Origin of the sequence: Streptococcus sp. 27098_8_70 (assembly GCF_041432215.1) — a bacterium.
In the GTDB taxonomy this organism is placed as follows: domain Bacteria; phylum Bacillota; class Bacilli; order Lactobacillales; family Streptococcaceae; genus Streptococcus; species Streptococcus oralis_CP.
Map to the genome: position 1 here is coordinate 572,059 of NZ_JAPVZD010000001.1, position 22,092 is coordinate 594,150.

The 22,092-nt window shown below is 41.1% G+C and carries 20 protein-coding genes; 5 read left to right on the forward strand and 15 right to left on the reverse strand.

Features of this window, described 5'->3' with window-relative positions:
- Positions 1-45 precede the first annotated feature (45 nt).
- From O3655_RS02815 to O3655_RS02835, 5 genes are all read right to left on the reverse strand, one after another.
- Entirely contained in the window at positions 46-789 is a 744-nt protein-coding gene (locus tag O3655_RS02815; protein ID WP_000590997.1) for an amino acid ABC transporter ATP-binding protein, read from the reverse strand.
- The gene (locus O3655_RS02820) at positions 789-1,589 is read right to left on the reverse strand and encodes an amino acid ABC transporter permease (RefSeq protein ID WP_049490755.1); all 801 of its coding nucleotides are present in this window, start codon (positions 1,587-1,589) and stop codon (positions 789-791) included. The genes O3655_RS02815 and O3655_RS02820 overlap by 1 nt, the downstream gene beginning before the upstream one ends.
- 156 nt (positions 1,590-1,745) lie before the next feature.
- Positions 1,746-2,102, reverse strand: a complete 357-nt coding sequence (locus tag O3655_RS02825; RefSeq protein WP_057488562.1) for an arsenate reductase family protein — start codon at positions 2,100-2,102, stop codon at positions 1,746-1,748.
- 12 nt (positions 2,103-2,114) lie between these two features.
- Entirely contained in the window at positions 2,115-2,630 is a 516-nt protein-coding gene (locus tag O3655_RS02830; protein WP_161802749.1) for a methylated-DNA--[protein]-cysteine S-methyltransferase, read from the reverse strand.
- Positions 2,627-3,121: a GNAT family N-acetyltransferase gene (locus tag O3655_RS02835; protein WP_057488563.1), complete on the reverse strand. Its 495-nt coding sequence runs from the start codon at positions 3,119-3,121 to the stop codon at positions 2,627-2,629. Before O3655_RS02835 ends, O3655_RS02830 begins: the two co-directional genes overlap by 4 nt.
- Before the next feature lie 134 nt (positions 3,122-3,255).
- On the opposite strand from O3655_RS02835, the gene O3655_RS02840 reads away from it, so the two are divergent.
- Complete coding sequence (locus O3655_RS02840; protein WP_001087578.1) at positions 3,256-3,702, forward strand: DUF1836 domain-containing protein; 447 nt, start codon at positions 3,256-3,258, stop codon at positions 3,700-3,702.
- The gene (locus tag O3655_RS02845; protein ID WP_001097972.1) at positions 3,699-4,346 is read left to right on the forward strand and encodes a hemolysin III family protein; all 648 of its coding nucleotides are present in this window, start codon (positions 3,699-3,701) and stop codon (positions 4,344-4,346) included. Before O3655_RS02840 ends, O3655_RS02845 begins: the two co-directional genes overlap by 4 nt.
- A gap of 19 nt (positions 4,347-4,365) precedes the next feature.
- On the opposite strand, the gene pdxT is transcribed toward O3655_RS02845, so the two are convergent.
- From pdxT to nox, 3 genes are all read right to left on the reverse strand, one after another.
- The gene (gene pdxT, locus O3655_RS02850; protein ID WP_042902499.1) at positions 4,366-4,947 is read right to left on the reverse strand and encodes a pyridoxal 5'-phosphate synthase glutaminase subunit PdxT; all 582 of its coding nucleotides are present in this window, start codon (positions 4,945-4,947) and stop codon (positions 4,366-4,368) included.
- The gene (gene pdxS / locus O3655_RS02855; protein ID WP_049479753.1) at positions 4,948-5,823 is read right to left on the reverse strand and encodes a pyridoxal 5'-phosphate synthase lyase subunit PdxS; all 876 of its coding nucleotides are present in this window, start codon (positions 5,821-5,823) and stop codon (positions 4,948-4,950) included.
- Between the two features lie 257 nt (positions 5,824-6,080).
- The gene (gene nox / locus O3655_RS02860) at positions 6,081-7,460 is read right to left on the reverse strand and encodes a H2O-forming NADH oxidase (RefSeq protein WP_000036762.1); all 1,380 of its coding nucleotides are present in this window, start codon (positions 7,458-7,460) and stop codon (positions 6,081-6,083) included.
- A gap of 307 nt (positions 7,461-7,767) precedes the next feature.
- On the opposite strand from nox, the gene O3655_RS02865 reads away from it, so the two are divergent.
- From O3655_RS02865 to O3655_RS02875, 3 genes are read left to right on the forward strand one after another with little or no spacing between them, the layout of a single operon-like run.
- Positions 7,768-8,697 (forward strand): FAD:protein FMN transferase, encoded by a 930-nt coding sequence (locus O3655_RS02865; protein ID WP_049520807.1) that lies wholly within the window; start codon positions 7,768-7,770, stop codon positions 8,695-8,697.
- Between the two features lie 18 nt (positions 8,698-8,715).
- A complete protein-coding gene (locus O3655_RS02870; protein ID WP_000915935.1) occupies positions 8,716-9,321 on the forward strand; it encodes an NADPH-dependent FMN reductase in 606 nt (201 codons plus the stop codon).
- A 17-nt stretch (positions 9,322-9,338) separates the two neighbouring features.
- Positions 9,339-10,583: an NAD(P)H-dependent oxidoreductase gene (locus tag O3655_RS02875; protein ID WP_049479754.1), complete on the forward strand. Its 1,245-nt coding sequence runs from the start codon at positions 9,339-9,341 to the stop codon at positions 10,581-10,583.
- Positions 10,584-10,666: 83 nt separating this feature from the next.
- Here O3655_RS02875 and O3655_RS02880 read toward each other — a convergent pair whose 3' ends face one another.
- The 7 genes from O3655_RS02880 to pgdA all read right to left on the reverse strand — a co-directional run bounded on the left by O3655_RS02880 (position 10,667) and on the right by pgdA (position 22,021).
- Entirely contained in the window at positions 10,667-10,924 is a 258-nt protein-coding gene (locus O3655_RS02880; RefSeq protein ID WP_000371290.1) for a DUF896 family protein, read from the reverse strand.
- A 41-nt stretch (positions 10,925-10,965) separates the two neighbouring features.
- Complete coding sequence (gene glyS, locus O3655_RS02885; RefSeq protein ID WP_049501181.1) at positions 10,966-13,002, reverse strand: glycine--tRNA ligase subunit beta; 2,037 nt, start codon at positions 13,000-13,002, stop codon at positions 10,966-10,968.
- A 260-nt stretch (positions 13,003-13,262) separates the two neighbouring features.
- Positions 13,263-14,180 carry a glycine--tRNA ligase subunit alpha gene (gene glyQ, locus O3655_RS02890; RefSeq protein ID WP_000038733.1) on the reverse strand — a complete coding sequence of 306 codons (918 nt, stop codon included), beginning with the start codon at positions 14,178-14,180 and terminating at the stop codon, positions 13,263-13,265.
- 35 nt (positions 14,181-14,215) lie between these two features.
- Positions 14,216-14,587: a GFA family protein gene (locus O3655_RS02895; protein WP_000912017.1), complete on the reverse strand. Its 372-nt coding sequence runs from the start codon at positions 14,585-14,587 to the stop codon at positions 14,216-14,218.
- Between the two features lie 317 nt (positions 14,588-14,904).
- Positions 14,905-19,416 (reverse strand): S8 family serine peptidase, encoded by a 4,512-nt coding sequence (locus tag O3655_RS02900; protein ID WP_371641154.1) that lies wholly within the window; start codon positions 19,414-19,416, stop codon positions 14,905-14,907.
- A 289-nt stretch (positions 19,417-19,705) separates the two neighbouring features.
- Complete coding sequence (locus O3655_RS02905; RefSeq protein ID WP_049484615.1) at positions 19,706-20,548, reverse strand: aldo/keto reductase; 843 nt, start codon at positions 20,546-20,548, stop codon at positions 19,706-19,708.
- Between the two features lie 81 nt (positions 20,549-20,629).
- The gene (gene pgdA / locus O3655_RS02910; RefSeq protein ID WP_084943757.1) at positions 20,630-22,021 is read right to left on the reverse strand and encodes a peptidoglycan-N-acetylglucosamine deacetylase PgdA; all 1,392 of its coding nucleotides are present in this window, start codon (positions 22,019-22,021) and stop codon (positions 20,630-20,632) included.
- Positions 22,022-22,092: the final 71 nt, after the last annotated feature.

A 22,092-nucleotide genomic window follows, 5' to 3' on the forward strand; every position in this document is an offset into this window, starting at 1 on the left:
AAACTCAGCTAGTCCAACTAACTGAGTTTTCCTTTTTCTATTATATCAAATATAAGTCCGTTTGTAACTAGCGAAGAATTCTTTTGTTCGTTCTTCTTTCGGATGATTGATGATTTCATCCGGTGTGCCAGACTCGATGATTTTTCCTTTATCTAGGAATAAAACCTTGTCTGCCACTTGGGCTACAAAAGACATATCGTGACTGACCAAAATCATGGTCTGACCAGACTTGGCAGCATCTGCAATAGACTTTTCTACTTCACCGACCAACTCTGGGTCAAGGGCTGAAGTGGGTTCGTCCAAGAGCAAGACATCTGGTTTCATAGCAAGCGCACGCGCGAGGGCAACCCGTTGCTTTTGTCCACCTGATAAGTGTCGAGGGTAATGGTTTTCACGGTCAGAAAGACCAACCTTGGCCAACTCTTCCTTAGCGATTTTTGTTGCTTCCTCGTCCGATAATTTTTTAACGACAACCAAACCTTCCTTGACATTGTCAAGAGCTGTTCGGCGTTCAAACAAATTAAACTGTTGGAAAACCATGGACAACTTGCGACGAAGGGTTAGGATCTCCTCTTGGCTAATCTGAGAAAAATCAACTTTAAAATTGTCAATCTGAATCGTTCCACTATCTGGAGTTTCAAGGTAGTTCAAACTACGAAGGAAGGTTGATTTCCCAGCTCCAGATGAACCAATCAAAGCAACTACCTCCCCTTTTTGGATATCCAAGTTCAGATGATTCAAGACTGTCTGTCCTGAAAAGGATTTGCTTAAATTCGAAATCTTAATCATTAACGAAGGTCTCCTTTCACATCTGTAGACACTGTATCCGGCGCTGAGATAGCCATTTTTCTCTCGATGAAACGGCCGAGGCTTTCAATTCCGATATTGACCACCCAGTAAACGAGAGCAACGGAGATGAAGCGTTCAAAATAGCGGTAATCTGCTCCACCTAAAATCTGAGCTTGGGCAAAGACCTCCACAACACCTGCGCTAAAGGCTAGAGAAGTTCCTTTGGTCAAACCGATAAGGGAATTAATCAAAGTCGGTGTCGCTACCACCGCTGCATTTGGAATAATCACGCGACGGTATACTTGCGCACGAGTCATACCCAAACTGCGTGCCGCCTCAATTTCACCTGGATTAACAGAAAGGATGGCCGCACGAATCGTTTCACTTGCATAAGCCGCCTCATTAAAAGCAAAGGCCACAATCGCAAAAAGCGCTGCTGGAATCGCATTGATATTGAGACCAGTTCCCCATTGTTGGTTGATAGCTTTCAGTGCTAAAGGAATTCCGTAGTAGGTCAACATAAGTTGAACTAGGATTGGGGTACCTTTTAAGAAGCTGACGAAAAAGGCCTGCAAGGGATATAAAATCTTAACACGATTGATCTTAACAATGGCAAAAATCAGGGCAAGTAGCAAACCAAAGAGTGCACCTCCAAGCGTCAACATCAAGGTTGTAGGCAGTTGTTGGACAATCCTTGGAATTCCATCAAAGACCGAACGCAAACTAAAGAGCTTACCATCCGGAATGAATTGCATCAAACTTTGGTACCAATCTGATGCTAAAAATGTTGTAACAGTCATAAAAACATCCTCTCCTGATAATGATTCATTCTATCATACTTCTGCGCGCAAGCAAATTATTTGCTACGGGCTACTCAGACTTTGTCTATCTTCTAGTTTATCACACTTTAAAACAGGGAGGCTATATATTTTACCTATCAAGGAGATAAATAAAAACTATCTCAAACCTAAGTTCTCATAGGGTTTTCTATAGCCGATTTGTTTAACAGCACCATTCTCCACCAAAATTGGACGTTTCAATAACATACCATCACTCGCTAGAAGCTTGGCTGCTTCTTGTTTTGACAAACTTCCCACCTTATCTTTTAGGCCCAGTTCGCGGTATTTGATCCCGCTAGTATTGAAAAATTGTTTCACTTCAAAACCGGAAGTTTCCAACCACTTCAAAATCACATCTTCACTTGGTGTTTCTTCTACGATGTGGACAGCTTTGTAGTCCAGTCCAAGTTGATCCAATTCATTTTTTGCTTTCTTACAAGTTGAACATTTTGGGTATTCGATAAATTCTAACATCTTCTTTTCTTTCTATTTTTTATTTTCTTGAAATGCTGCACCTTCATGTTGCAAGAGCCAGGCTTTCTTTTCGACTCCAGATGCATAGCCTGTCAAGCGATTGCCTGACCCCAGCACCCGATGACAGGGAACAAGTATGGACCAAGGATTGCGCCCCACTGCTCCTCCAATCGCTTGAGCAGAAGCCACTTGCAGGTCTTGAGCTATTTGTCCGTAAGTTACTGTTTGACCATAAGGAATGGCCTGTAAGTAATCCCAAACCCGCTTTTCAAAATCTGTTCCAATAGGAGCCAAAGATAAGTCAGATAGATCCTGAACACTGCCTTCGAAATAGGTATCTAAATAGGAAATAACTTTGTCGAGGACAGGATGTTCCTTAACGATTTCTATCCCATCCGTCTCGATACCTCTCTCAAAATGAATTTGGTCCTGCACCCATATTCCAAACAAATATTGCTCATCAGCAACTAAGGATAAGGTCCCAATTGGCGACGGGTAGAGCATTTTTGCGTACTTTTTCTGCATCATTTTTTTAATTTCTGATAGGCCAAGCGTTCTCCATCAACTGGAACCTTACCAACCTGTTGGAAGCCTAGCTTTTCAAAGATATGCTGCATAGCCTTGTTTTCTGCATGCGTATCTGAACGAAAATCTAGATAATCAAAACCTTCAATCAAGCCTTCTAGGAAAGTCTGAGCAACACCTTGTCCTTGGACATCTGCTGCCACAGCGATACGGTGAAAGACCAGATATTCTGATTCTCCCCCCTGCCAACTCCCTTCATAAATGGCTTCATAGGCTTCCTCTGGACTCTTGGTCACAGCAGCATAAGCTAGCAGTTCTCCTTCTTCCAAGGCCACATAGGCTTGGCCTGAGATGATATCATCAATAATGATATCTGCATTTGGATAGCCATTTTGCCACTGGTCGCTACCAGATTTGGCTAAGCACTTTTTAGCATCCTCCATCACCTGCATAATCGCATCCACTTCGTTTGGAAAAGCTAAACGAATCTCCATCTTTTCCCCTCATTTCTAACTATTTTCTCTCATCATAGCATAATTTAAAGCTTTCTACAAGCAGTTGAAACTTGACTTTTGTTTTTTATTATTTTATAATCTAGTTATAAAAACTAGATAAAAAGGAGTTGGAAATGAATTCTAACTTTTCCTACCCAAAATGGGAAGATATTCCGAACATTGACCTCTATCTGGATCAGGTTTTGCTTTATGTTAATCAAGTCTGTGCCCCTATCTCTCCTGATAAAGACAAGGGGCTAACAGCATCCATGGTCAATAACTATGTCAAACATGGTTACCTGACAAAGCCAGACAAGAAGAAATACCAACGCAAACAAATTGCCCGTTTGATTGCCATCACCACTCTCAAGTCTGTCTTTTCAATCCAAGAAATCGCTCAGACCCTCAATACTCTACAAACTCAAGCGAGCTCAGACCAGCTCTACGATGCTTTTGTGGACTACATGAACCATGGGATTGATCCAGAAAATCCTATTATCCAAACCAGCTGTCAAACGGTTAAACTCTATCATCAAACTCTAGACTTAATCCTTATCAAAGAAGAGGAGGAAATCCAATGAATACTAGTCTAAAGCTCAGTAAAAAACTCAGTTTTGGAGAGGAAATTGCTAATAGCGTGACCCATGCTGTGGGTGCCGTTATCATGCTCATCCTACTCCCCATTTCATCCACCTATAGTTATGAAGCACACGGATTTTTATCATCTTTTGGCGTTTCTATCTTTGTTATCAGTCTCTTTCTCATGTTCCTCTCGTCAACCATTTACCACTCTATGGCCTATGGTTCGACCCACAAATACGTCTTGCGAATCATCGATCATTCTATGATTTATGTGGCTATCGCAGGCTCATATACGCCGGTCGTATTGACTTTGATGAATAACTGGTTTGGCTATCTGATCATTGCCATTCAGTGGGGAACGACCATCTTTGGCATCCTCTATAAAATCTTTGCTAAAAAGGTCAATGAGAAATTCAGCCTTGCTCTTTATTTGATTATGGGCTGGTTGGTTCTGGCTATCATTCCTGCCATTATCAGTCAAACAACACCAATTTTCTGGAGTCTCATGGTAACTGGCGGACTCTGTTATACAGTTGGAGCTGGATTTTACGCTAAGAAAAAACCTTATTTCCACATGATTTGGCATCTCTTTATCCTAGCAGCATCTGCACTTCAGTACATCGCTATTGTTTATTACATGTAAAAAAGTTGAGAATCTTTTCTCAACTTTTTTCTTTACACATATTGATAAAATACTGGTGCAAGCGAGCATCATCTGTTAACTCAGGATGAAAAGAGGTTACCAGCATATTTTTTTCTTGGGCTGCAACGATTTGATCATCAACTGTTGCTAAAACTTCTACACCCTCTCCAACACTGCTGATAATCGGTCCACGGATAAAAGTCATGGGAATCTGACCAACTCCCTTACATTCTGCCTCTGTATAGAAGCTTCCTAGTTGGCGCCCATAAGCATTGCGCTCAACCACTATATCCATAGTCGCTAGATGACTTTCTTCCTGAGAAGTAATTTTCTTAGCCAGCAAGATTAAGCCCGCACAAGTTCCAAAGACTGGTAAGTCATTGAGAATAGCTCCTCTTAGAGGAATCAACATGTTCTGGTCACGCAAGAGTTTGCCCATGGTTGTAGATTCTCCACCAGGCAAAATCAAACCAGACAAGTCACTCTGATATTGTTGAAAATCCTCTAAATTTCTGATTTCGACACTAGTGACTCCTAATTTATCTAACACTTTTGCATGTTCTGCAAAGGCACCTTGCAAGGCCAATATTCCAATTTTCATCTATTTTCCTCGCTCTGCCATAAGAATTTTGATTTCATTCTCATTGATACCAACCATGGCTTCCCCTAGATCTTCAGAGATTTGAGCCAGAATTTGAGGATTTTTGTAGTTGGTTACGGCCTTAACAATAGCACTTGCTCGTTTAACTGGGTCGCCTGACTTGAAAATACCTGAACCTACAAAGACGCCCTCTGCCCCCAATTGCATCATCAGCGCAGCATCTGCTGGCGTTGCCACACCTCCAGCTGCAAAGTTAACAACTGGTAATTTTCCATGTTCATGGACGTATTGGACCAATTCAACAGGGACTTGCAAGTCCTTGGCAGCCACATAAAGTTCATCTTCGCGAAGATTTTGAATGCGGCGAATTTCCTGATTCATCATACGCATATGGCGAACGGCTTGGACGATATCTCCTGTACCCGGTTCTCCTTTTGTGCGAATCATAGAAGCTCCTTCAGCGATACGACGCAAGGCTTCACCCAAATCCTTAGCTCCACAGACAAAAGGAACTTGGAATTCTTTCTTGTCCACATGGAAACGGTCATCAGCTGGAGACAGCACTTCACTCTCATCGATATAGTCAATCTCAATAGCCTCTAAAATCTGAGCTTCAACAAAATGCCCAATTCTAACCTTGGCCATCACTGGAATGCTGACCGCTTCTTGGATTTCCTTAATCATCTTTGGATCACTCATACGGGAAACCCCACCAGCTGCACGAATATCAGCTGGAATTCGCTCCAAGGCCATAACAGCTGCCGCACCAGCAGCCTCTGCGATACGAGCCTGTTCAGGGTTCTGAACGTCCATGATAACCCCACCTTTGAGCATCTGTGCCAAGTTTTTATTTAGTTCATAACGATTTTCAGTCATTTCTTAATCCTCATCATTTGTATTGGTAGCTACCATTTCATTTTAAGCCAGATTAGAATGAAGTACAAGATAGAAAAAGGATAATTGTGTGGGTACAGATTGACACTCAATGAAAATCAAAGAGCAAACTAGGAAGCTAGCCGCAGGCTGTACTTGAGTACGGTAAGGCGAAGCTGACGTGGTTTGAATTTGATTTTCGAAGAGTATAACTAAAAAACTATCTGACCTTAACTTAAGGCCAGATAGCTCAGCTATTGTTATTTTTCAGCTGTAAGTGCAGCCATTGTGATGTAATTGTATGGTTTGTTGAAATGTGGCAAGAAGAATAGGTCTGTCAAAGCCAATTTATCAATGGTTACATGCTCTTGGATAGCAAGTGAGAACATGTGGATTCCCATGCTGATAGCAGAATCGTGTGAAACCATTTGCGCACCAAGGATTTCGCGGCTGTCTTTGTCAAAGACAATCTTGATGGCAACTTCGTGGTTGTCATGTTTGATAAATTCTGGTTTTTGAAGATCGTTAAAGCCAGTTTCAGTTGCATTATAGCCTGCAGCCTTGGCTTTTTCAAGAGTCAAACCAGTCGAAACCATGTGAAGACCGTAGATAGAAATACCGTTTGATCCTTGAACTCCGATTCCTTCCAATTCATGACCACAAGCGTTATAAGCACCAACGATACCAGTACGTACAGCATTAGATGCAAGAGCGATGTAGCTTGTATCTTTACGAGCATTGTCATAAACAGTTGCACAGTCACCAACAGCGTATACACCTGGGATAGATGTTTCTTGTTTCTTATCTACAAGGAAAGCACCGTTACGGAAGAGTTCAATCTTACCGTCAGCAAGAGCTGTGTTTGGACGGAAGCCAACAGCAAGAACCACCATATCCACATCAAATGTTTCTTTGTCTGTTACCAAGCGTTCAACTTTTCCATCACCTTGGATGGCTTTAACTGTTTGACCAAGAGCCAAGCGAATGTTGTGGTCTTCCAAGTTCTTCGCCATCATTTGAGTAAAGTCTTTGTCATAGTAGCCGTTCAAGACAGTGTCTACAATATCTACAAGCACTACTTCTTTTCCAAGACGCTCGAAAGCTTCAGCAAGTTCTACACCGATGTAACCACCACCAACAACGGCAATGCGCTCAAGGTGTTTGCTCTTGTCTTCAAGTTTTTCAATAACTTCTTCAGCGTTTTGGTACAATTTAACAAATTGTACATTTTCAAGAGTCGCTTTGAATTCGCGGTTACCCTTAACGATTTCAACACCTTCGATTGGAGGCAAGATTGGAGTTGAACCAGTTGCAAAGATCAATTTATCATAAGACTCTTTGTGTTCTTTACCTTCAACTTCTGCAGTCACAACTTTGTTATCGTAGTCAATTGAAAGAACTGGTGAGTTCATGTAAACTTTAGCACCTTTTGCTTCCAATTTTTCTTTATCAGAGTAGAAGAGACCTTCTGGGCCATCAATTTGTTCCCCGATCCAAAGCGCCATTCCACAACCAAGGAATGAAATATTTGAGTTTTGGTCAAATACTACGATTTCGTTCTCATGTCCGAAGTTGTCCAACATCGTATTAATACAAGCTGTACCAGCGTGGTTAGCACCAACTACAACGATTTTACTCATAGAAAAATTCCTACCTTTAATTTTTGATTTACCTTTCTAGTATATCATTTACTGTTAGCGTTTACAAGATATTTGCTCAGAATTCTCTTTTTTTCAGAAAAAAATACACTTAACATTGATAAATCCAATTTTTCTATCGCTTTCATATTAGTTTTGAGCATATTTCTTGACTTTTTGTCAAAATTCATTTGTGAAAACGCTGACTTTATGATATGCTAGATACATGGAAAGAAAATGTAAGGGGTTTAATTTTTCTTTAACGACCTTATATTGAATGATTTCCTATAAAGAGAAAGGAGCTGGTAGCTTGCCTCTTCATTCACGTTCTGAACGGCTAATGGGAACAACGATTACGATTTCATTAGTAGGTGAACAGGCTGATTGCCTACTTCAAGGAGCCTTTGATTTGCTCAAGGAACTCGAATACCGCTTTAACGCCAACAGTCAAGAATCCGAACTGATGGAAATCAACTACCAAGCTGGAATCGCACCTGTTAAGGTCCATCCTGACTTATTTGAACTGATTGCTCTTGGACTGGAGCATAGTCTAGCTCCGTCTAGCCATCTCAATATCAGTATTGGTCCCTTGATTCAAACCTGGCGAATCGGATTTGCAGATGCACGGCTTCCAGACTCTAAAGAAATCGAAGCTGTCTTACCACTAGTTGACCCGCATTTTATCAAGTTGGATCCGACTAGCTCTACTGTCTTTTTAGAGAAGAAAGGAATGAAGCTTGATTTAGGTTGTTTAGCCAAGGGCTATAGTGCAGATAAGGTTGCCCAGTATTTAAAAGCACACGGTGTTACCTCTGCCTTGATTAATCTCGGAGGAAATATCCTCACCATCGGGAATAACCAAGCCAAAGAAGGGAATGCCTGGCAGATTGGGATTCAAGATCCGCGAAATCCTCGTGGCAATCATCTCCTAACTATCCCTGCTTCTAACAAATCCGTTGTCACTTCAGGTATCTATGAACGCCACCTGACAGTAGATGGAAAAGACTATCACCATATCTTTGATAGTGAGACAGGATTCCCTGTCGAAACCGATCTCGCTAGCCTAACAATTATCTCTGATAAATCCGTTGATGGTGAGATTTGGACTACACGCCTTTTCGGAGAGCGAAGCGCTTCTATCCTCTGGCAAGTCGAAAGTATAGATGGTATTGAAGCCATCCTCATTGACAAAGAGGGACGCCTTGCTTGTTCTTCAGGCCTTCAAAATTGTATTATGTAAAAAGAGAAAGGAAATCTCATGCTAAAACTTATTGCCATTGTTGGAACGAACTCTAAACGTTCTACAAACCGCCAATTGCTCCAATACATGCAAAAACACTTTGCTGATAAAGCTGAAATTGAACTCGTTGAAATCAAGGATATCCCTGTTTTCAACAAACCAGCAGATAAGCAACTTCCAGCTGAAATTCTTGAGATTGCAGCTAAAATTGAAGAGGCTGATGGTGTGATTATCGGTACTCCTGAGTACGACCACTCTATCCCTGCCGTTTTGATGAGCGCTCTTGCTTGGCTATCTTACGGTATCTACCCACTTTTGAACAAACCAATCATGATCACTGGTGCTTCTTACGGTACACTTGGTTCATCTCGTGCCCAATTACAACTTCGTCAAATCTTGAACGCTCCTGAAATCAAGGCAAATGTTCTTCCAGATGAATTCTTGCTCTCACACTCTCTTCAAGCATTTAACCCAAGTGGTGACTTGGTTGACCTTGATGTCATCAAGAAATTGGATGCCATCTTTGATGACTTCCGTATCTTCGTGAAGATTACTGAGAAATTGCGCAATGCACAAGAATTGCTTCGCAAAGATGCAGAAGAATTTGACTGGGAAAATTTGTAAGATAGGAGACCGAAAGAATGAAATTTGTTGGACTTGTTGGATCAAACTACGATCAATCATATAACCGCAAACTCTTGGAATTTATCCGTCGCAATTTCAAATTCAAATTTGAATTAGAAGTCCTTGAAATCGACGAAGTTCCAATGTTTAACCAAGACGAAAAATGGGACGAAAGCTTCCAATTGCGTTTCTTGTATAACAAGATTACACGTGCTGATGGTGTTATTATCGCTACTCCTGAGCACAACCACACTATCTCAGCTTCACTTAAATCTGTACTCGAATGGCTTTCATACGAAGTTCATCCATTTGAAAACAAGCCTGTTATGATTGTGGGTGCATCATACTATGACCAAGGAACATCACGTGCCCAAGTTCACCTTCGTAAAATCCTTGATGCTCCAGGTGTCAATGCCTACACGCTTCCAGGTAACGAATTCCTTCTTGGTAAAGCTAAGGAAGCTTTTGACAACAATGGAAATATCACCAACGAAGGAACTGTTAAATTCCTTGAAACTTGCTTAGATAACTTTGTAAAATACGTAGGAGTCGTTTCGAAATTGAAAAAACCAAAACCAATCGAACCAGAAGACTTGGATTGTGGAAAACCAATTGCTACAACCATTACTGAAGTTGATCCTGACGATCCAGAATGGGTAGAAAAAGTTGCAGCAATCACTGGCGCTGTTTCTGGTGATACCTATGTCAAATTGGACCACGGTATCTTGACAGTTAATCAAATTGATATGTTCTTGAAAGCTATGCCATTTGAATTGACATACGCTGACGACAACAACCAATTCCTATACTACAACAACGCTCACCAAGATCCAGACACCATGTTTGCTAAACGTGTACCACCTCAATCAGGTAGCCGTATGTCGACTGTTCATGGTTCTCTTCCACCAGCACGTATGAAGAACGTAGAGTGGGTTATCGGAACACTTCGCAACGGAAACCAAGAATACGTTCGTACGATCGTTCCAGGTTCTCCTGCAGGTGTCATCAACACCCACAACTACCAAGCAATGTACTATCCTGATGGATCATACGCTGGTATCAATGAAATCGTCTTTAACTTCCAACCATGGCTTGACTGGTACCTAAAAGAGACTGGTCAACGTTTGGTGGGTGGTAGCGGACAATTTGCTCCTGCTGCTGGAGGTCATGGAGACGCCGATGCTACTTCTGGTGCTTCTGATTCAGGTGACGCTGGAGGCCACGGTGGTGACGCTGACGCTACTTCTGGCGCAAGCAACTAAGAAACCAAAAAGGAGCCAAATGGCTCCTTCTTTTTTATTACAACAGAAAAGGGGAATGTAAATCATCTACACCCCCTTTCATTTTATGAGTTAGGATCATCTATACTACGGCCGTGCAATCCTTTTTCACGTTGTACTTGGCGTAGTTTTTCTGGCGTGACATCATTTCCTTCCTCGTCCACAATTTTGATTCCTTCAATGTGGTGACGAACAGAACGACGATAGCCTTCGATGTACTCCTCACGAAGTTTAGCTTGTTCCACTTTTTCAGCAGAAGTTAAGCCTTCTGTTTTTTTCTTTTTAGCAAGCTCGTTAATACGAGCGATTTTTTTCGGATCCATTTCTTCTCCTTTGTGATAAGATACAGTCCGTTTGACTGAGTTTATTTGGTATTGATTTGGTTGAAACGTGCAAGTTTAGCTGCTTTCTTAGTTAATTGCGACAAGATAGCCAAGCGATTTTGTCGGACAGTCCGATCTTCAGCCATTACCATGGTATTTTCAAAGAAAGCATCAATAATTGGGCTAAGCGCAAAGAGTTGTTCTAATTGCTGACTTGCAGTCCCTGACAAAACGAGTGATTCTACTACTTCTGCCAAGGCTTTCTCTTCTTCATTCTCAAAGAGAGCAGGATCAACCGTGTCAGTTCCTTCGGCTTTTTCAGCCAAGTTGAAAGCACGTGACAGGGATTCGACAGACGATTTGAAGTTTTCTTCTTTGCTTGCTTCTACAAGAGCACTTGCTGCTTCCAACATATCCGCCACGACAAAGTTCGAACTTGCAAGGACTGCCTCCTTAATGTCTTTTGGAGTAGAACCCATCATCTTATCAACACGAGCCTTAATAAAGTCCATAACCTCTGCTTTATTTTCATAAGTCAAGCTGTCAAATTTCAAAGCATAAAGGCTATCGATCAGCTCATCCATAGCAATGTGCCAACCAAAAGCATCCAAGATACGAACTACACCTTGAGTCGCACGACGAAGAGCATAAGGATCATTAGAACCTGATGGAATCAAACCTACTGAGAAGAAACTCAAAATCGTATCCAATTTATCTGCAATGGCTAGAACTGCCCCAACCTTGCTCTCTGGAAGTTCTCCGTCAGCAGATGTCGGCATGTAGTGTTCACGAATGGCTGCTGCGACTGCTGGCGTTTCCCCAGCAAGGAGGGCATATTTTTCACCCATAATACCTTGGAGTTCATCAAACTCACCAACCATACCCGTCAACAAGTCAAACTTGTAAATGGCTGCTGCACGCGCTAGGTCAACTGTTTCATCCACTGACAAGCCAGCTTTTTCTGCCAAGAGAATAGCAATCTGACCAGTACGAATCATGTGTTCACGAAGAGAACCAATCTTTTCGTGGAAGGTGACGTTGTTTAATTTTTCAACAAGGTCAGAAATCACCAATTTTTGGTCTTCACGCCAGAAGAATTCTCCGTCTTCCAAGCGTGCAACTAAGACTTTTTCATTACCCTTGATAACATTTTCCAAATGCTCTGCGTTTCCGTTACGAACAGAAATGAAGTTTGGCAAGAGTTTACCATCTTGATTACGAACAACAAAATAACGTTGGTGTTCTTTCATCGAAGTTACCAAAACTTCTTCTGGAACTTCAAGGTATTTGGCATCAAAACTTCCCATGAAGGCAGTTGGGTATTCAACTAAGTTCAAGACTTCATTCAGCAAGTCCGCATCAATTTCGATACGTACACCATGTTCAGCTTCGATGGCTTTAATTTGGTCAACAATCATTTGCTCACGTTCACGAGGATCCGCAATTACAAATTGTTTACGAAGGTCTTCTTCATAGCTCAATGCTGACTGAATCTTAGTTTCTTGCCCCAAGAAACGATGGCCGCGGCTTACACGACCGCCCTTGATATCAAGGAAATCCAAGTCAAACTCTTCTTCATCTAAAAGAACAGTCAAAGTGTGTACAGGGCGGATATATTCAAAGGTGTTGTTAGCCCAGTGCATGCTGACAGGGAATGTCAGTGACTTCAAGACGTCTACTACACCTGGAACAATGGCTTCAACTGGTTGCCCCACTTCTTCCTTGGTAACATAGACATATTCTTCACCCTTGATTTCACGGAATTCAATATCTTCAACTGTCAAGCCTTTCCCACGGACAAATCCTTGAGCTGCTTTGGTGAAGTTTCCAGCACTATCCAAGGCGATTTTCTTTGCTGGACCCTTGAAATCTTCTGTCAAATCAGACTGTTTGTCTGCAAGACCAGTCACACGAACAGCCAAACGACGTGGTGTTGAGAAGGTTTGAATAGCTTCAAAAGACAGGCGGTTTTCCTTGAGGAAGGCTGCCATTTTTTCACCTAGTTGTTTTTCGCTTGGAGTTACTACGTAGGCTGGTAACTCTTCAAGACCGAGTTCTACTAATAAGTTTTTTGTCATGTTTTTTCCTTTACATTTTCTTCAATCTTTTTTGATATGCACCTTAGGTACTGGGGACGTCGCTAACTAACTTTTGTGAGTCTGTAAGGAAATCTTATACCAAATAAACTAAGATTTCCAACAGTCTCATCAAAGTGGATTTAGCTGACTGATTTTTGAACCCAAGGTTTCAAAAATCCCCACATAACAGTACGGCGGTGCATATCCCTTTAGCAAGTCTTCAACTTGCCTTTAATGATTTTAGATCACAGTATTACTTACTATTCTGCGTCTTCTGCTAGGAGTTTAGCTCGTGTTGCTTCATCCAAAAGTGGGTAACCTAGGCGTTTGCGTTCTGCGACAAAGGTTTTAGCTACGACACGGGCTAAGTTACGGATACGGGCAATATAGCCTGCACGTTCTGTTACAGATACGGCACCACGCGCATCAAGCAGATTAAAGGTGTGTGAACATTTGAGAACATAGTCATAGGCAGGGTGAACCAAGCCTTCTTCCAAGGCACGACCAGCTTCTTTTTCGAACTTATCAAAGTTTTCCAGCAACATTTCTTGGTCCGAAATTTCAAACGAATATTTTGAGTGCTCGTACTCAGGCTGGATAAAGATTTCTCCGTATTTTACACCATCTGCCCACTCAATATCATAGACAGAGTCAACTTCTTGAATGTAAGAAGCCAAACGTTCCAAACCATAGGTAACTTCCGCAGTCACAGGGCCCGTTGCTAATCCACCAACTTGTTGGAAATAAGTGAACTGAGTGATTTCCATCCCATCAAGCCAAACTTCCCAACCGAGACCAGCTGAACCAGTCGATGGATTTTCCCAGTTATCTTCAACGAAACGAATATCGTGTTCCAAAGGATTGATACCCAATTTTTCCAAAGACTCAAGGTAAAGTTCCTGGATATTTGATGGAGATGGCTTCATAACCACTTGGAATTGGTGGTGTTGGTAGAGACGGTTAGGATTTTCCCCGTAACGACCGTCAGCAGGACGACGTGATGGCTCTACATAAGCCGCATTCCATGGCTCAGGTCCGATAGCACGAAGGAAGGTATAAGGACTCATTGTCCCCGCACCTTTTTCATTATCATAAGCCTGCATGAGCATACAACCTTGGTCATTCCAAAATTGTTGCAAAGTCAAAATAATTTCTTGAAATGTTAATTTCTTAGACATTGAGTACTCCTTTAATTTATATTATCTTTTTAGCTTTATTCATCAAGCAACCAAGAAAAAGCTGGGTCCTGAAAAATATGACGTTTGGGAACCGTTTGTAAATTCTGATCGCATTCGTCTATTGTACCTAGTTTCAAAGCACAGACTTCTGGTATATTTTCTTGAGCAGTGAAAATTTGACTATGACAGTTCTGACAGTAATAGCGTTGTTTTCCTGGAGATGAACTATAGGTAACCAACTGTTCTTTTCCATGCAATACTAGGTTTTTACTGCTAACTTTGGCATTCACTGTATAGGCAGACGCAGTTGCTTTCCGACAGAATGAGCAGTGGCAAAAAACTAATTCCGACAATTCCTCATCTAAAGTGTAGGTCACCGCTTTGCATAAACAAGATCCTTTAAGCATTATGCTCCTTTCTACTTAGGCATTAGACGAAATTCAAAAAGAACCGAATTTCAACACCCAAGCCTTGCGACTAGGGGCGTCAGAAACGCGGTTCCACCCTAATTTATTACTTCATTGTTTTTAAAAATACGACAGAAAGCGCCAGTTTCTTACCTTGTTCTACTTGGCTCCCACTACCCCAAGCTCGCTTGAAGAACGCCATAAGACTTTCTTTCCTAGCTAGTATTATAGCAGATTTTCTAGCTAGTGTAAACCAAAAATGAGTCTGAAACCAAAGTTCCAGACTCATTTAATAGTAAAGCTTCAGAAAGTCCTGTTTAAGGATGTCTTTTCGCTTTTGGTTTTTTGCCATGCAGATTTCTCTTGGCTTGTTTCAATGCTGTAATGGCATCTTTAACATCTTCTTGGCTCGCTCCTGGATCATTCAAGAGTTCCTGAGCTTCTTTAAAGGCTAGAAGATAAGCAGCTTTTTCTTTCTTATCTGCGTAGATAAATCTCGCATTTTTTTCTTGGAAAAGGCGTTCATCTTTGACCAGTTTCTTCAGACTAGAGAAGTCAGTAGCTTTGCCATTTAATTTGCTTTTAGCTGTTGCTAGGGCAATGAGAGATTGGTCAATTTGATCTTGTTTGACTTTAGGGTCCACAGCGAGTAAAGCAATTTCTTGGAAGGCACGATCATAAGCTCGACGTACTTTTTCCTTGGCATTAGCATATCGTCCAGTTTTAGTCGTTGCATAGTATGCTTTCATAGCTTCTTTCAAGGCTGTAACGTTCGAATCTTTTCCATCCAAAGCCTTACCAGCAGCTTCAAGACTAGCGAGAACGCCATCAATCAATTCTTGCTTCAACTTGCTTGACAAGGCTGACTGCGCCACTTGGAAAGCTTGGTCATAAGCTTTTCTCTTATCTGCACTACTATTAAAGTAACGAGACGTTTCTACCAGTTCTTTTTGTTGATTTACCGCAGCAAGCAAGGCCAACTTAGACACAATAGATAGACGCAAAGCATTATTTCGGCCTGGCTGAACGAGCAAGGAAACGAGATCTTCAAGGAGTTCATATCCAGTTGGCAAGGTGACTTGTACAGTATAACGACCTGTAGCAACTTTCTTACCAAAGGCGTATTGACCGTATTTTTCAGCAGGAAGAGTGATACTTGTCCCATCTTCTCCTTTCAGAACCACAGTAGTCGTCTTTGGAACTGCTTGATTGAAGGAAACAGACACAGGTGCATATTCTAGGAGATTTGCTAGGAAGGTAATGGTTTGGAAACTATTTTCTTCCGTCAAGTCAAACTCTTGGGACAAGGCACTGATAAATTTCAATTCTGTTCGGTCGTAACTGAAAATTTCTGCTGTATAATGACCAAACTGTAAGAAATGAATCGCTTTTGTCTTGTCAACATCAACATATTGCCCCTTGCTATTTTTGATTCGATAGACGTAGAGGGTATCAATATCTTGGTTTGTTTTTGCATCCTTCAAGGCGATTTTCACTCGACCACTATTTTGATCGCGGACAAGTTCAGCAAGCGAGATATAGTCTACATTTCCTGCATAGTCCTCAACAAGATAGTAAATATTAGCCTTGTCAACATCCTTAGGAAGTGTATAACTACCGTCAGCATTGGCCTTAATCAGATGGGTGTTCTCAAGCGCACGCGTTCCAGACTGGTCCTTTCCAGTTAGAACCATGGTCCCTTTTTGGTCAAATGGTGTGATATAGAAGACTTTTTCTGAAAGGATACCGCCTTGACCCACATCTTTGGGTTTGCGAGCTACGAATTCTTGGTTTCCATCTTTAAAGCGAATATAACCACTTGTGATGACAGGTTTTTGAGTATCAATTTGAATTTTGAAGGTCGTGTATTGTTCTTTGGCTCCTGGAACGTCTGGTGTGTAACTAATAACATAGTCATATAAACCATCCGCAACAGTATTCCCATCAAAATCCTGACCTCTCCAAGCAGTATTATCTAGAATATAACTCTTCAGATTTCTACTGTCACCATCAAAATAATTCTTACGAAGATCCTTTGCATCGCCCTCCCAAATAGGATGTTCATGCTTAGTATCCGTAGCCGCATAAACTGTTGCACGAAGATTTACAAGATTTCTCAAAGCAACCGTTTTGTATTCAACTAGATCTTTGTTTCCATCATCATTTGGAGAAATGGCAATACGGACATTCCCTTTTTCGTCCAACTGAAGAACATGCTTACCTTCAGCATTTTGTTCAATCCCAAGAACAGTAATTCGGCGTCCTTGGCGTTGACCTTTAGACACTAGAAGGTCATTTTGCAAGGTTGCGAGATAGGTGGCATCATTAGAGTAGTTAACGGCAGGATTTTCCTTGTCTACTTCCGTGTAAAATCCATTTTTCCCCTCTCGAACAAGGTTGTAAATTGGTTTTTCGACAGCGGGGAGATTTTGGAACTCTCCTCGGAAGCCCATAAATGCAAGACTCACAATATCCCCATCATCTGCTGGATCTACAAAGCGAACAAACCCTTCAAGGAAATAGCCATTTGGCATTTGTTTGCTGAGTTCAGCAGCAAATTTTCGAGCATCCACTTTAACAGTGACTGTTTGACTGCTGTGGGCTTTGACCGTCACTTCAGGCCAGACTGTCTCCGTTAGTTTTCGAGGTCGAAGGGTGAATTTCCCATCTTGGACTTCGTCTGTATTGGTATTCACTACCATCTTGAGAGTACGGTCAGTATCTGAAATGTTGTGTACAGTAACCTTAAAAGTAAATTGGTCTCCAACATTTCCCAAAGTCACACTCGGATAACCATTTTCACCCGTTACATAGAGGTCGGTTGAAACTGCAGCAGCTGTGTCCACAATACCAGAACCTTGCTGACGAGGAGAGGTATAAGCGCCTGTTTCCTTATTAACATGTGGTTTTGCAGTTGACATGATCAAGGCCTTGACAGTCTCTGATACTTGCTCAGGAGTCAATTCTGGATGGTGTTTTTGAAGGTATTCCTTAACCAGAACTGCAACACCCGTAACGTGAGGAGCCGCCATACTGGTTCCGCTGATACTACCGTAGGTATTGTCATTAAAGGATGAGTAGATATTGCCACCAGGAGCTGTCACATCTGGTTTCAATTGTCCATCGGTAGTCACTCCCCAACTTGAAAAGTCAGATAGCTGATTGGCTACATCAGAAGGACGATTATCCATCTTGTCATTAAAAACAATCTTGTAGTTTCCTGATTTTAAGGCTTCACCATACTGTTTAGAAATAAATACAGAAGGAATTTTCTTTGCTTCATCATCAATAGACATATTGATGTTTGCGCCTTCTACATTATTGTAGATCAAAGCACCAACTGCACCGTGTTTTCGTGCATTTTTGATCTTCTCTGAAAAATTCATAGCTCCACGCTGAATGAGGGCAAGTTTCCCAGTTAAATCCAACTTCGCAAAGTCTTCTTCACGACCTAACCCTGCTTCGACGTATTCGTACTCTTTTCCTTTTTCAAAGTCCTTATCTGCTTCAGGTTGATTATAATCAAATTTTCCGTTATGAAGGCCGGCATTTCCCTCTAGACCTTTAACTTCAAAAACTGCTGTCGTCAATGTTTTGTTGTTGACAGAAGCAACTGAAATCGAATCCTCAACAGTGGATGGATTTCCAACCAAGCCATAGTCTGGGTTTTCAGCTAGCGGTTTTGAATGACCATTTCCGAATGTATTGCTATTTCCTGCTGAGATAAGAACAGACACTCCTTTGGCACGAGCCCGTTTGATGGCATCCACAATATCAGAACCAGCATCCACCATAGAACCTGTGCTAGATCCCAAACTCATATTAATGGCATCTGCTCCTAAGGCAACTGCGTCATCAATCGCCTTTACATAAAGGGCAGAACTGGTCGTTTTTTGGCGGTCTGAAAAGACACGCATAAACATGACTTGGGCTTCTGGCGCCACACCATAAACTTTTTCGCCATTCGGTGCTTCTTTATCAGGATTTCCAGCTGCAATCCCTGTTACGTGCATCCCATGAGAAGTTCTTTCTGCTTCTTTGATTTTATCTGTTCCGTCAAAGTAGTCATAGGCATAGACAACCTTATCGCTATACCATTTACCGTAATCGATTCCAGCAGCCTTTTTAGCTGCTTCGATAGCTTCCTTGTTTTTAAATTTTGCTTTTGACGGATCCGAAATTCGAAGAACCTCATGATTCAAATCAAGCCCAGAGTCAATAATGGCAACAACGGTCCCCGTCCCCTTGTAACCAGCCTTCCAAGTTTTTGGTACTGTGATGATATCATTGCTTGAAAGACTATTGGGTTTTGCAGACTCAGCTTTTTCTTGTTCTTTTTCAGTAGTTGCCGTTTCTCCAGTAGTTTTAGGAGCTGTCGTTGCTTGAGCCTCTTTGTTCTCTATGTTAGAAGCCTTCTCAGTAGCAGGCGCTGTACTGGTATCGACTGTTGTTTCTTTTTGAACGACACCTTGATTTTCTTCTTTTGCAACTGCGCTATCTTTTCCTGATTCTTGGGCTTCAGCAGTTTTATCAACCGGAGCTTCTACCTTAGTATCTTGTTTACTAGCATCCTCTTTAGAAGTTTCAGCTTCTTGTTTCTCTCCAACTACTGGTGCAATCCCATTAGTATTGGTTTGGTCAGTCGCAAAGTTTGAGTGTTTATCGTCTTTTAGCTCTGTCTTAATTTCCTGAGTTTGAGCTTGATTTTCACCTGTACTCTGCTCATTGGCACTGACTTGACTTGCTCCAAAAACCAATGCAGTTCCCAATAAAACTGAAGCAAGACCAAATTTGTATTTCCTTAATGAAAAACGTTGTCGTCTATTCATAAATAATCTCCTTTTTCTTTAAAGTATACCTATTATAACGCAAATAATCATAAATTTTCATAAAAATCTGAATTGTCACAAAAATGTAATATTTACGTATATATTTTACTTATTTAATTTTATCATTCGTGTTATTTGCTCCATCAAGCCAAAGTTTTTTAAATTCGTTCCTATATTTCAATCCATAAAATTATTTCATTATACAAACAATTTAGATTTTTTATACACAAAAAGACTAGGATTTAAAATTCCTAGTCCTTGTTATTTCGGTATAAATCGATTTTACAAACTAAAAATCCATCTCATCCACACGTGGTGCGCCTGAAGTCACTGAAATTGTCTTTAAGACTTCTCGCTCGTCTCTGCTGAGTTCAATCCCAAAACAGTCGAGATTGCTCTGGATGCGAGAGGCTGTTACGGACTTAGGTAGAGGTAAGAAACCTTCTGCCAAACTCCAAGCCAAGGCGATTTGAGCCACTGATTTCCCATGCTTATCAGCAATTTCTTGGACTTCTTTCTGTTCAAACAACTCTCCTTGGCCAAAAGGTCCCCAAGCCTCTAAGAGAATTCCTTTCTCTCTACAGTAGTCAACCACTTCCTCTTGATAAACTCCTGGTGCCAAGCGCACCTGATTGACCGCTGGAATGACTCTTGCTGTCTCAAGCAAGGCATCCAAATGATGGGGAAGGAAATTACTAACGCCGATAGCACGGATTTTGCCTTCTTGGTAAAGGTCCTCCATCGCTCTCCAGACTTCAGCATTGCGAGTTTTCCATTCGTCATTTTCTCTTAAAGGTTTTGGATTTGGCCAATGGATAAGGTACAAATCTAGATAATCCAATCCCAGTTTTTCCATTGATTCTTCAAATGCTTGGCGAGCTTCATCATAGCTGTGATTAGTATTCCAGAGTTTGGTCGTTACAAAAATTTCTTGTCTTGGAATACCGCTATCTCGAATAGCACGTCCAACGCTCTCCTCATTTTTATAGATAGCTGCAGTATCAATATGACGATAGCCAGCCTTTAAGGCTTCTAAAACGGCTTGGTAGGCTACCTCTCCATTTTCAGCTTTCCATGTTCCAAATCCTAGTACAGGAATTGAAACTCCATTATTAAGGTTGTAAGATTTCATCGTTTTTCCTTTCTATGTGAAGAAAATCTAAAGAAACAAAATCCTGATTATCAGAACACTTGCCCCTTTAGATTTTAACAATTATTGATCACGATCGTAATAGATCTCGTGAGCTTTCAAGCGAGAATTGAGCAATTCAGGAACGGTCACAAATGTATACCCTTCACCCTTTAAATACTCAATAACACTTGGTAGAGAATTAACAGAAGGACCATGGATATCATGCATGAGGATGATGGAACCATTGCGAACCTGACGTTGAATCTCTGTCAAAATAGCTGTCTCGTTTTTACTCTTCCAGTCCAAACTATCCACGTCCCACATGATGAAGCTTAAATCAAGGCCGTTTCGAATATCATCAGTAATGGCACCATAAGGTGGGCGCATCAGTTTAGAGCTTGATCCTAAAACTTGAGTTAACAAATCTTCTGTATCAGTAATTTGCTTTTTAGCATCTTCGAGCGAAAGTTGTGAAAGAACGGGATGACTCCAGCTGTGGTTTCCTACAACATGACCTTCTGATTTCATTCGTTTTAGAAGATTTTCATTACCTGCAATGTTTTTACCAAGTACAAAGAAGGTTGCTTTTACACCATATTTAGCTAAAGTATCCAAAGCTTGTGTGGTTGTAGTTGGATTTGGACCATCGTCAAAGGTTAAGGCTACAACCTTTTTATTTTTCTTAGCAAAGTATGCTTGGTAAAGTTCAGCATCCTTTTCTAATAGATAAGAGGACTCCAATACATCAAAGAAACTGGATATTGGTAAGGCAATTTCCTCCAGAGTCTCCCCTGGATTAGCAGGATAAAGGATGATTTGACTATCCTTATAATCAAAGCTCCAAGATGTCAATTCTTGGTCTGTGAAGCTCTTTATAACTTGATCAATTTTTGCCTGGTCAAGTTTCTTATCTTCTAGAGTTGATTTGATTTGACTCAGTAAGAGTTCCTTAGCCTTACTTACATCTTTGAATAGTTTACTGAGGTCAAAATCTTTCCCATCTTCAGTCAAGAAAATTTTCCCTAAGGAAGTCTTTTCTTTTTCTTCAACCTTTGATGCAGACAAATCGTAAACTTGCTTACTGATACTACGAGCAACAACTCCCTTTAAGACTGGGTCCAACTGCTCACTATAATAAAAGACCAAATCCTCTTTATCTTCCAGCTTTTCTTTGATATCCTGGTTGATTTTTTCTCTAACAGACGCAATGACTTCCTCTCCTTGCAGAGGGTAGTAGGCAATCACCTCAGCTTGACCTTTTCGGAAATGGTCCTTCTGACTACCTGAGTTGAATTGCTGGTCTTTTTCGCTTTTTAACGCTTCAATTTTTTGTTCGTAAGATTGCTTTTGTAGTAGCTTATAACCAATAGCACTTCCTAATAGAATCGTAGCAATTCCTAAGATTCCAACAAGGGAAAGCAATAGCCTTCTCGTTTTATCGTGAGAAACACGTTTCGCTCTATTTTTTTTCATATTTCCATCATATCAAATCGAGGCTATTATTTCAATGATAAACAGGGATTCTGTCTTTTTTAGGAAAATAA

Excerpts from the sequence above, each read along its gene's own strand:
- O3655_RS02835 (WP_057488563.1), bottom strand. The coding sequence starts at position 3,121 with ATGGAGATTCGTTTAGCTTTTCCAAACGAAGTGGATGCGATTATGCAG.
- pgdA (WP_084943757.1), bottom strand. The coding sequence starts at position 22,021 with ATGAAAAAAAATAGAGCGAAACGTGTTTCTCACGATAAAACGAGAAGG.
- O3655_RS02900 (WP_371641154.1), bottom strand. The coding sequence starts at position 19,416 with ATGAATAGACGACAACGTTTTTCATTAAGGAAATACAAATTTGGTCTT.
- O3655_RS02870 (WP_000915935.1), top strand. The coding sequence starts at position 8,716 with ATGCTAAAACTTATTGCCATTGTTGGAACGAACTCTAAACGTTCTACA.
- O3655_RS02905 (WP_049484615.1), bottom strand. The coding sequence starts at position 20,548 with ATGAAATCTTACAACCTTAATAATGGAGTTTCAATTCCTGTACTAGGA.
- O3655_RS02830 (WP_161802749.1), bottom strand. The coding sequence starts at position 2,630 with ATGATGCAGAAAAAGTACGCAAAAATGCTCTACCCGTCGCCAATTGGG.
- O3655_RS02820 (WP_049490755.1), bottom strand. The coding sequence starts at position 1,589 with ATGACTGTTACAACATTTTTAGCATCAGATTGGTACCAAAGTTTGATG.
- O3655_RS02840 (WP_001087578.1), top strand. The coding sequence starts at position 3,256 with ATGAATTCTAACTTTTCCTACCCAAAATGGGAAGATATTCCGAACATT.
- O3655_RS02875 (WP_049479754.1), top strand. The coding sequence starts at position 9,339 with ATGAAATTTGTTGGACTTGTTGGATCAAACTACGATCAATCATATAAC.
- O3655_RS02845 (WP_001097972.1), top strand. The coding sequence starts at position 3,699 with ATGAATACTAGTCTAAAGCTCAGTAAAAAACTCAGTTTTGGAGAGGAA.
- nox (WP_000036762.1), bottom strand. The coding sequence starts at position 7,460 with ATGAGTAAAATCGTTGTAGTTGGTGCTAACCACGCTGGTACAGCTTGT.
- O3655_RS02880 (WP_000371290.1), bottom strand. The coding sequence starts at position 10,924 with ATGGATCCGAAAAAAATCGCTCGTATTAACGAGCTTGCTAAAAAGAAA.
- pdxT (WP_042902499.1), bottom strand. The coding sequence starts at position 4,947 with ATGAAAATTGGAATATTGGCCTTGCAAGGTGCCTTTGCAGAACATGCA.
- glyS (WP_049501181.1), bottom strand. The coding sequence starts at position 13,002 with ATGACAAAAAACTTATTAGTAGAACTCGGTCTTGAAGAGTTACCAGCC.
- O3655_RS02895 (WP_000912017.1), bottom strand. The coding sequence starts at position 14,587 with ATGCTTAAAGGATCTTGTTTATGCAAAGCGGTGACCTACACTTTAGAT.
- O3655_RS02825 (WP_057488562.1), bottom strand. The coding sequence starts at position 2,102 with ATGTTAGAATTTATCGAATACCCAAAATGTTCAACTTGTAAGAAAGCA.
- O3655_RS02815 (WP_000590997.1), bottom strand. The coding sequence starts at position 789 with ATGATTAAGATTTCGAATTTAAGCAAATCCTTTTCAGGACAGACAGTC.
- pdxS (WP_049479753.1), bottom strand. The coding sequence starts at position 5,823 with ATGACTGAAAATCGTTATGAACTAAATAAAAACTTGGCACAGATGCTC.
- glyQ (WP_000038733.1), bottom strand. The coding sequence starts at position 14,180 with ATGTCTAAGAAATTAACATTTCAAGAAATTATTTTGACTTTGCAACAA.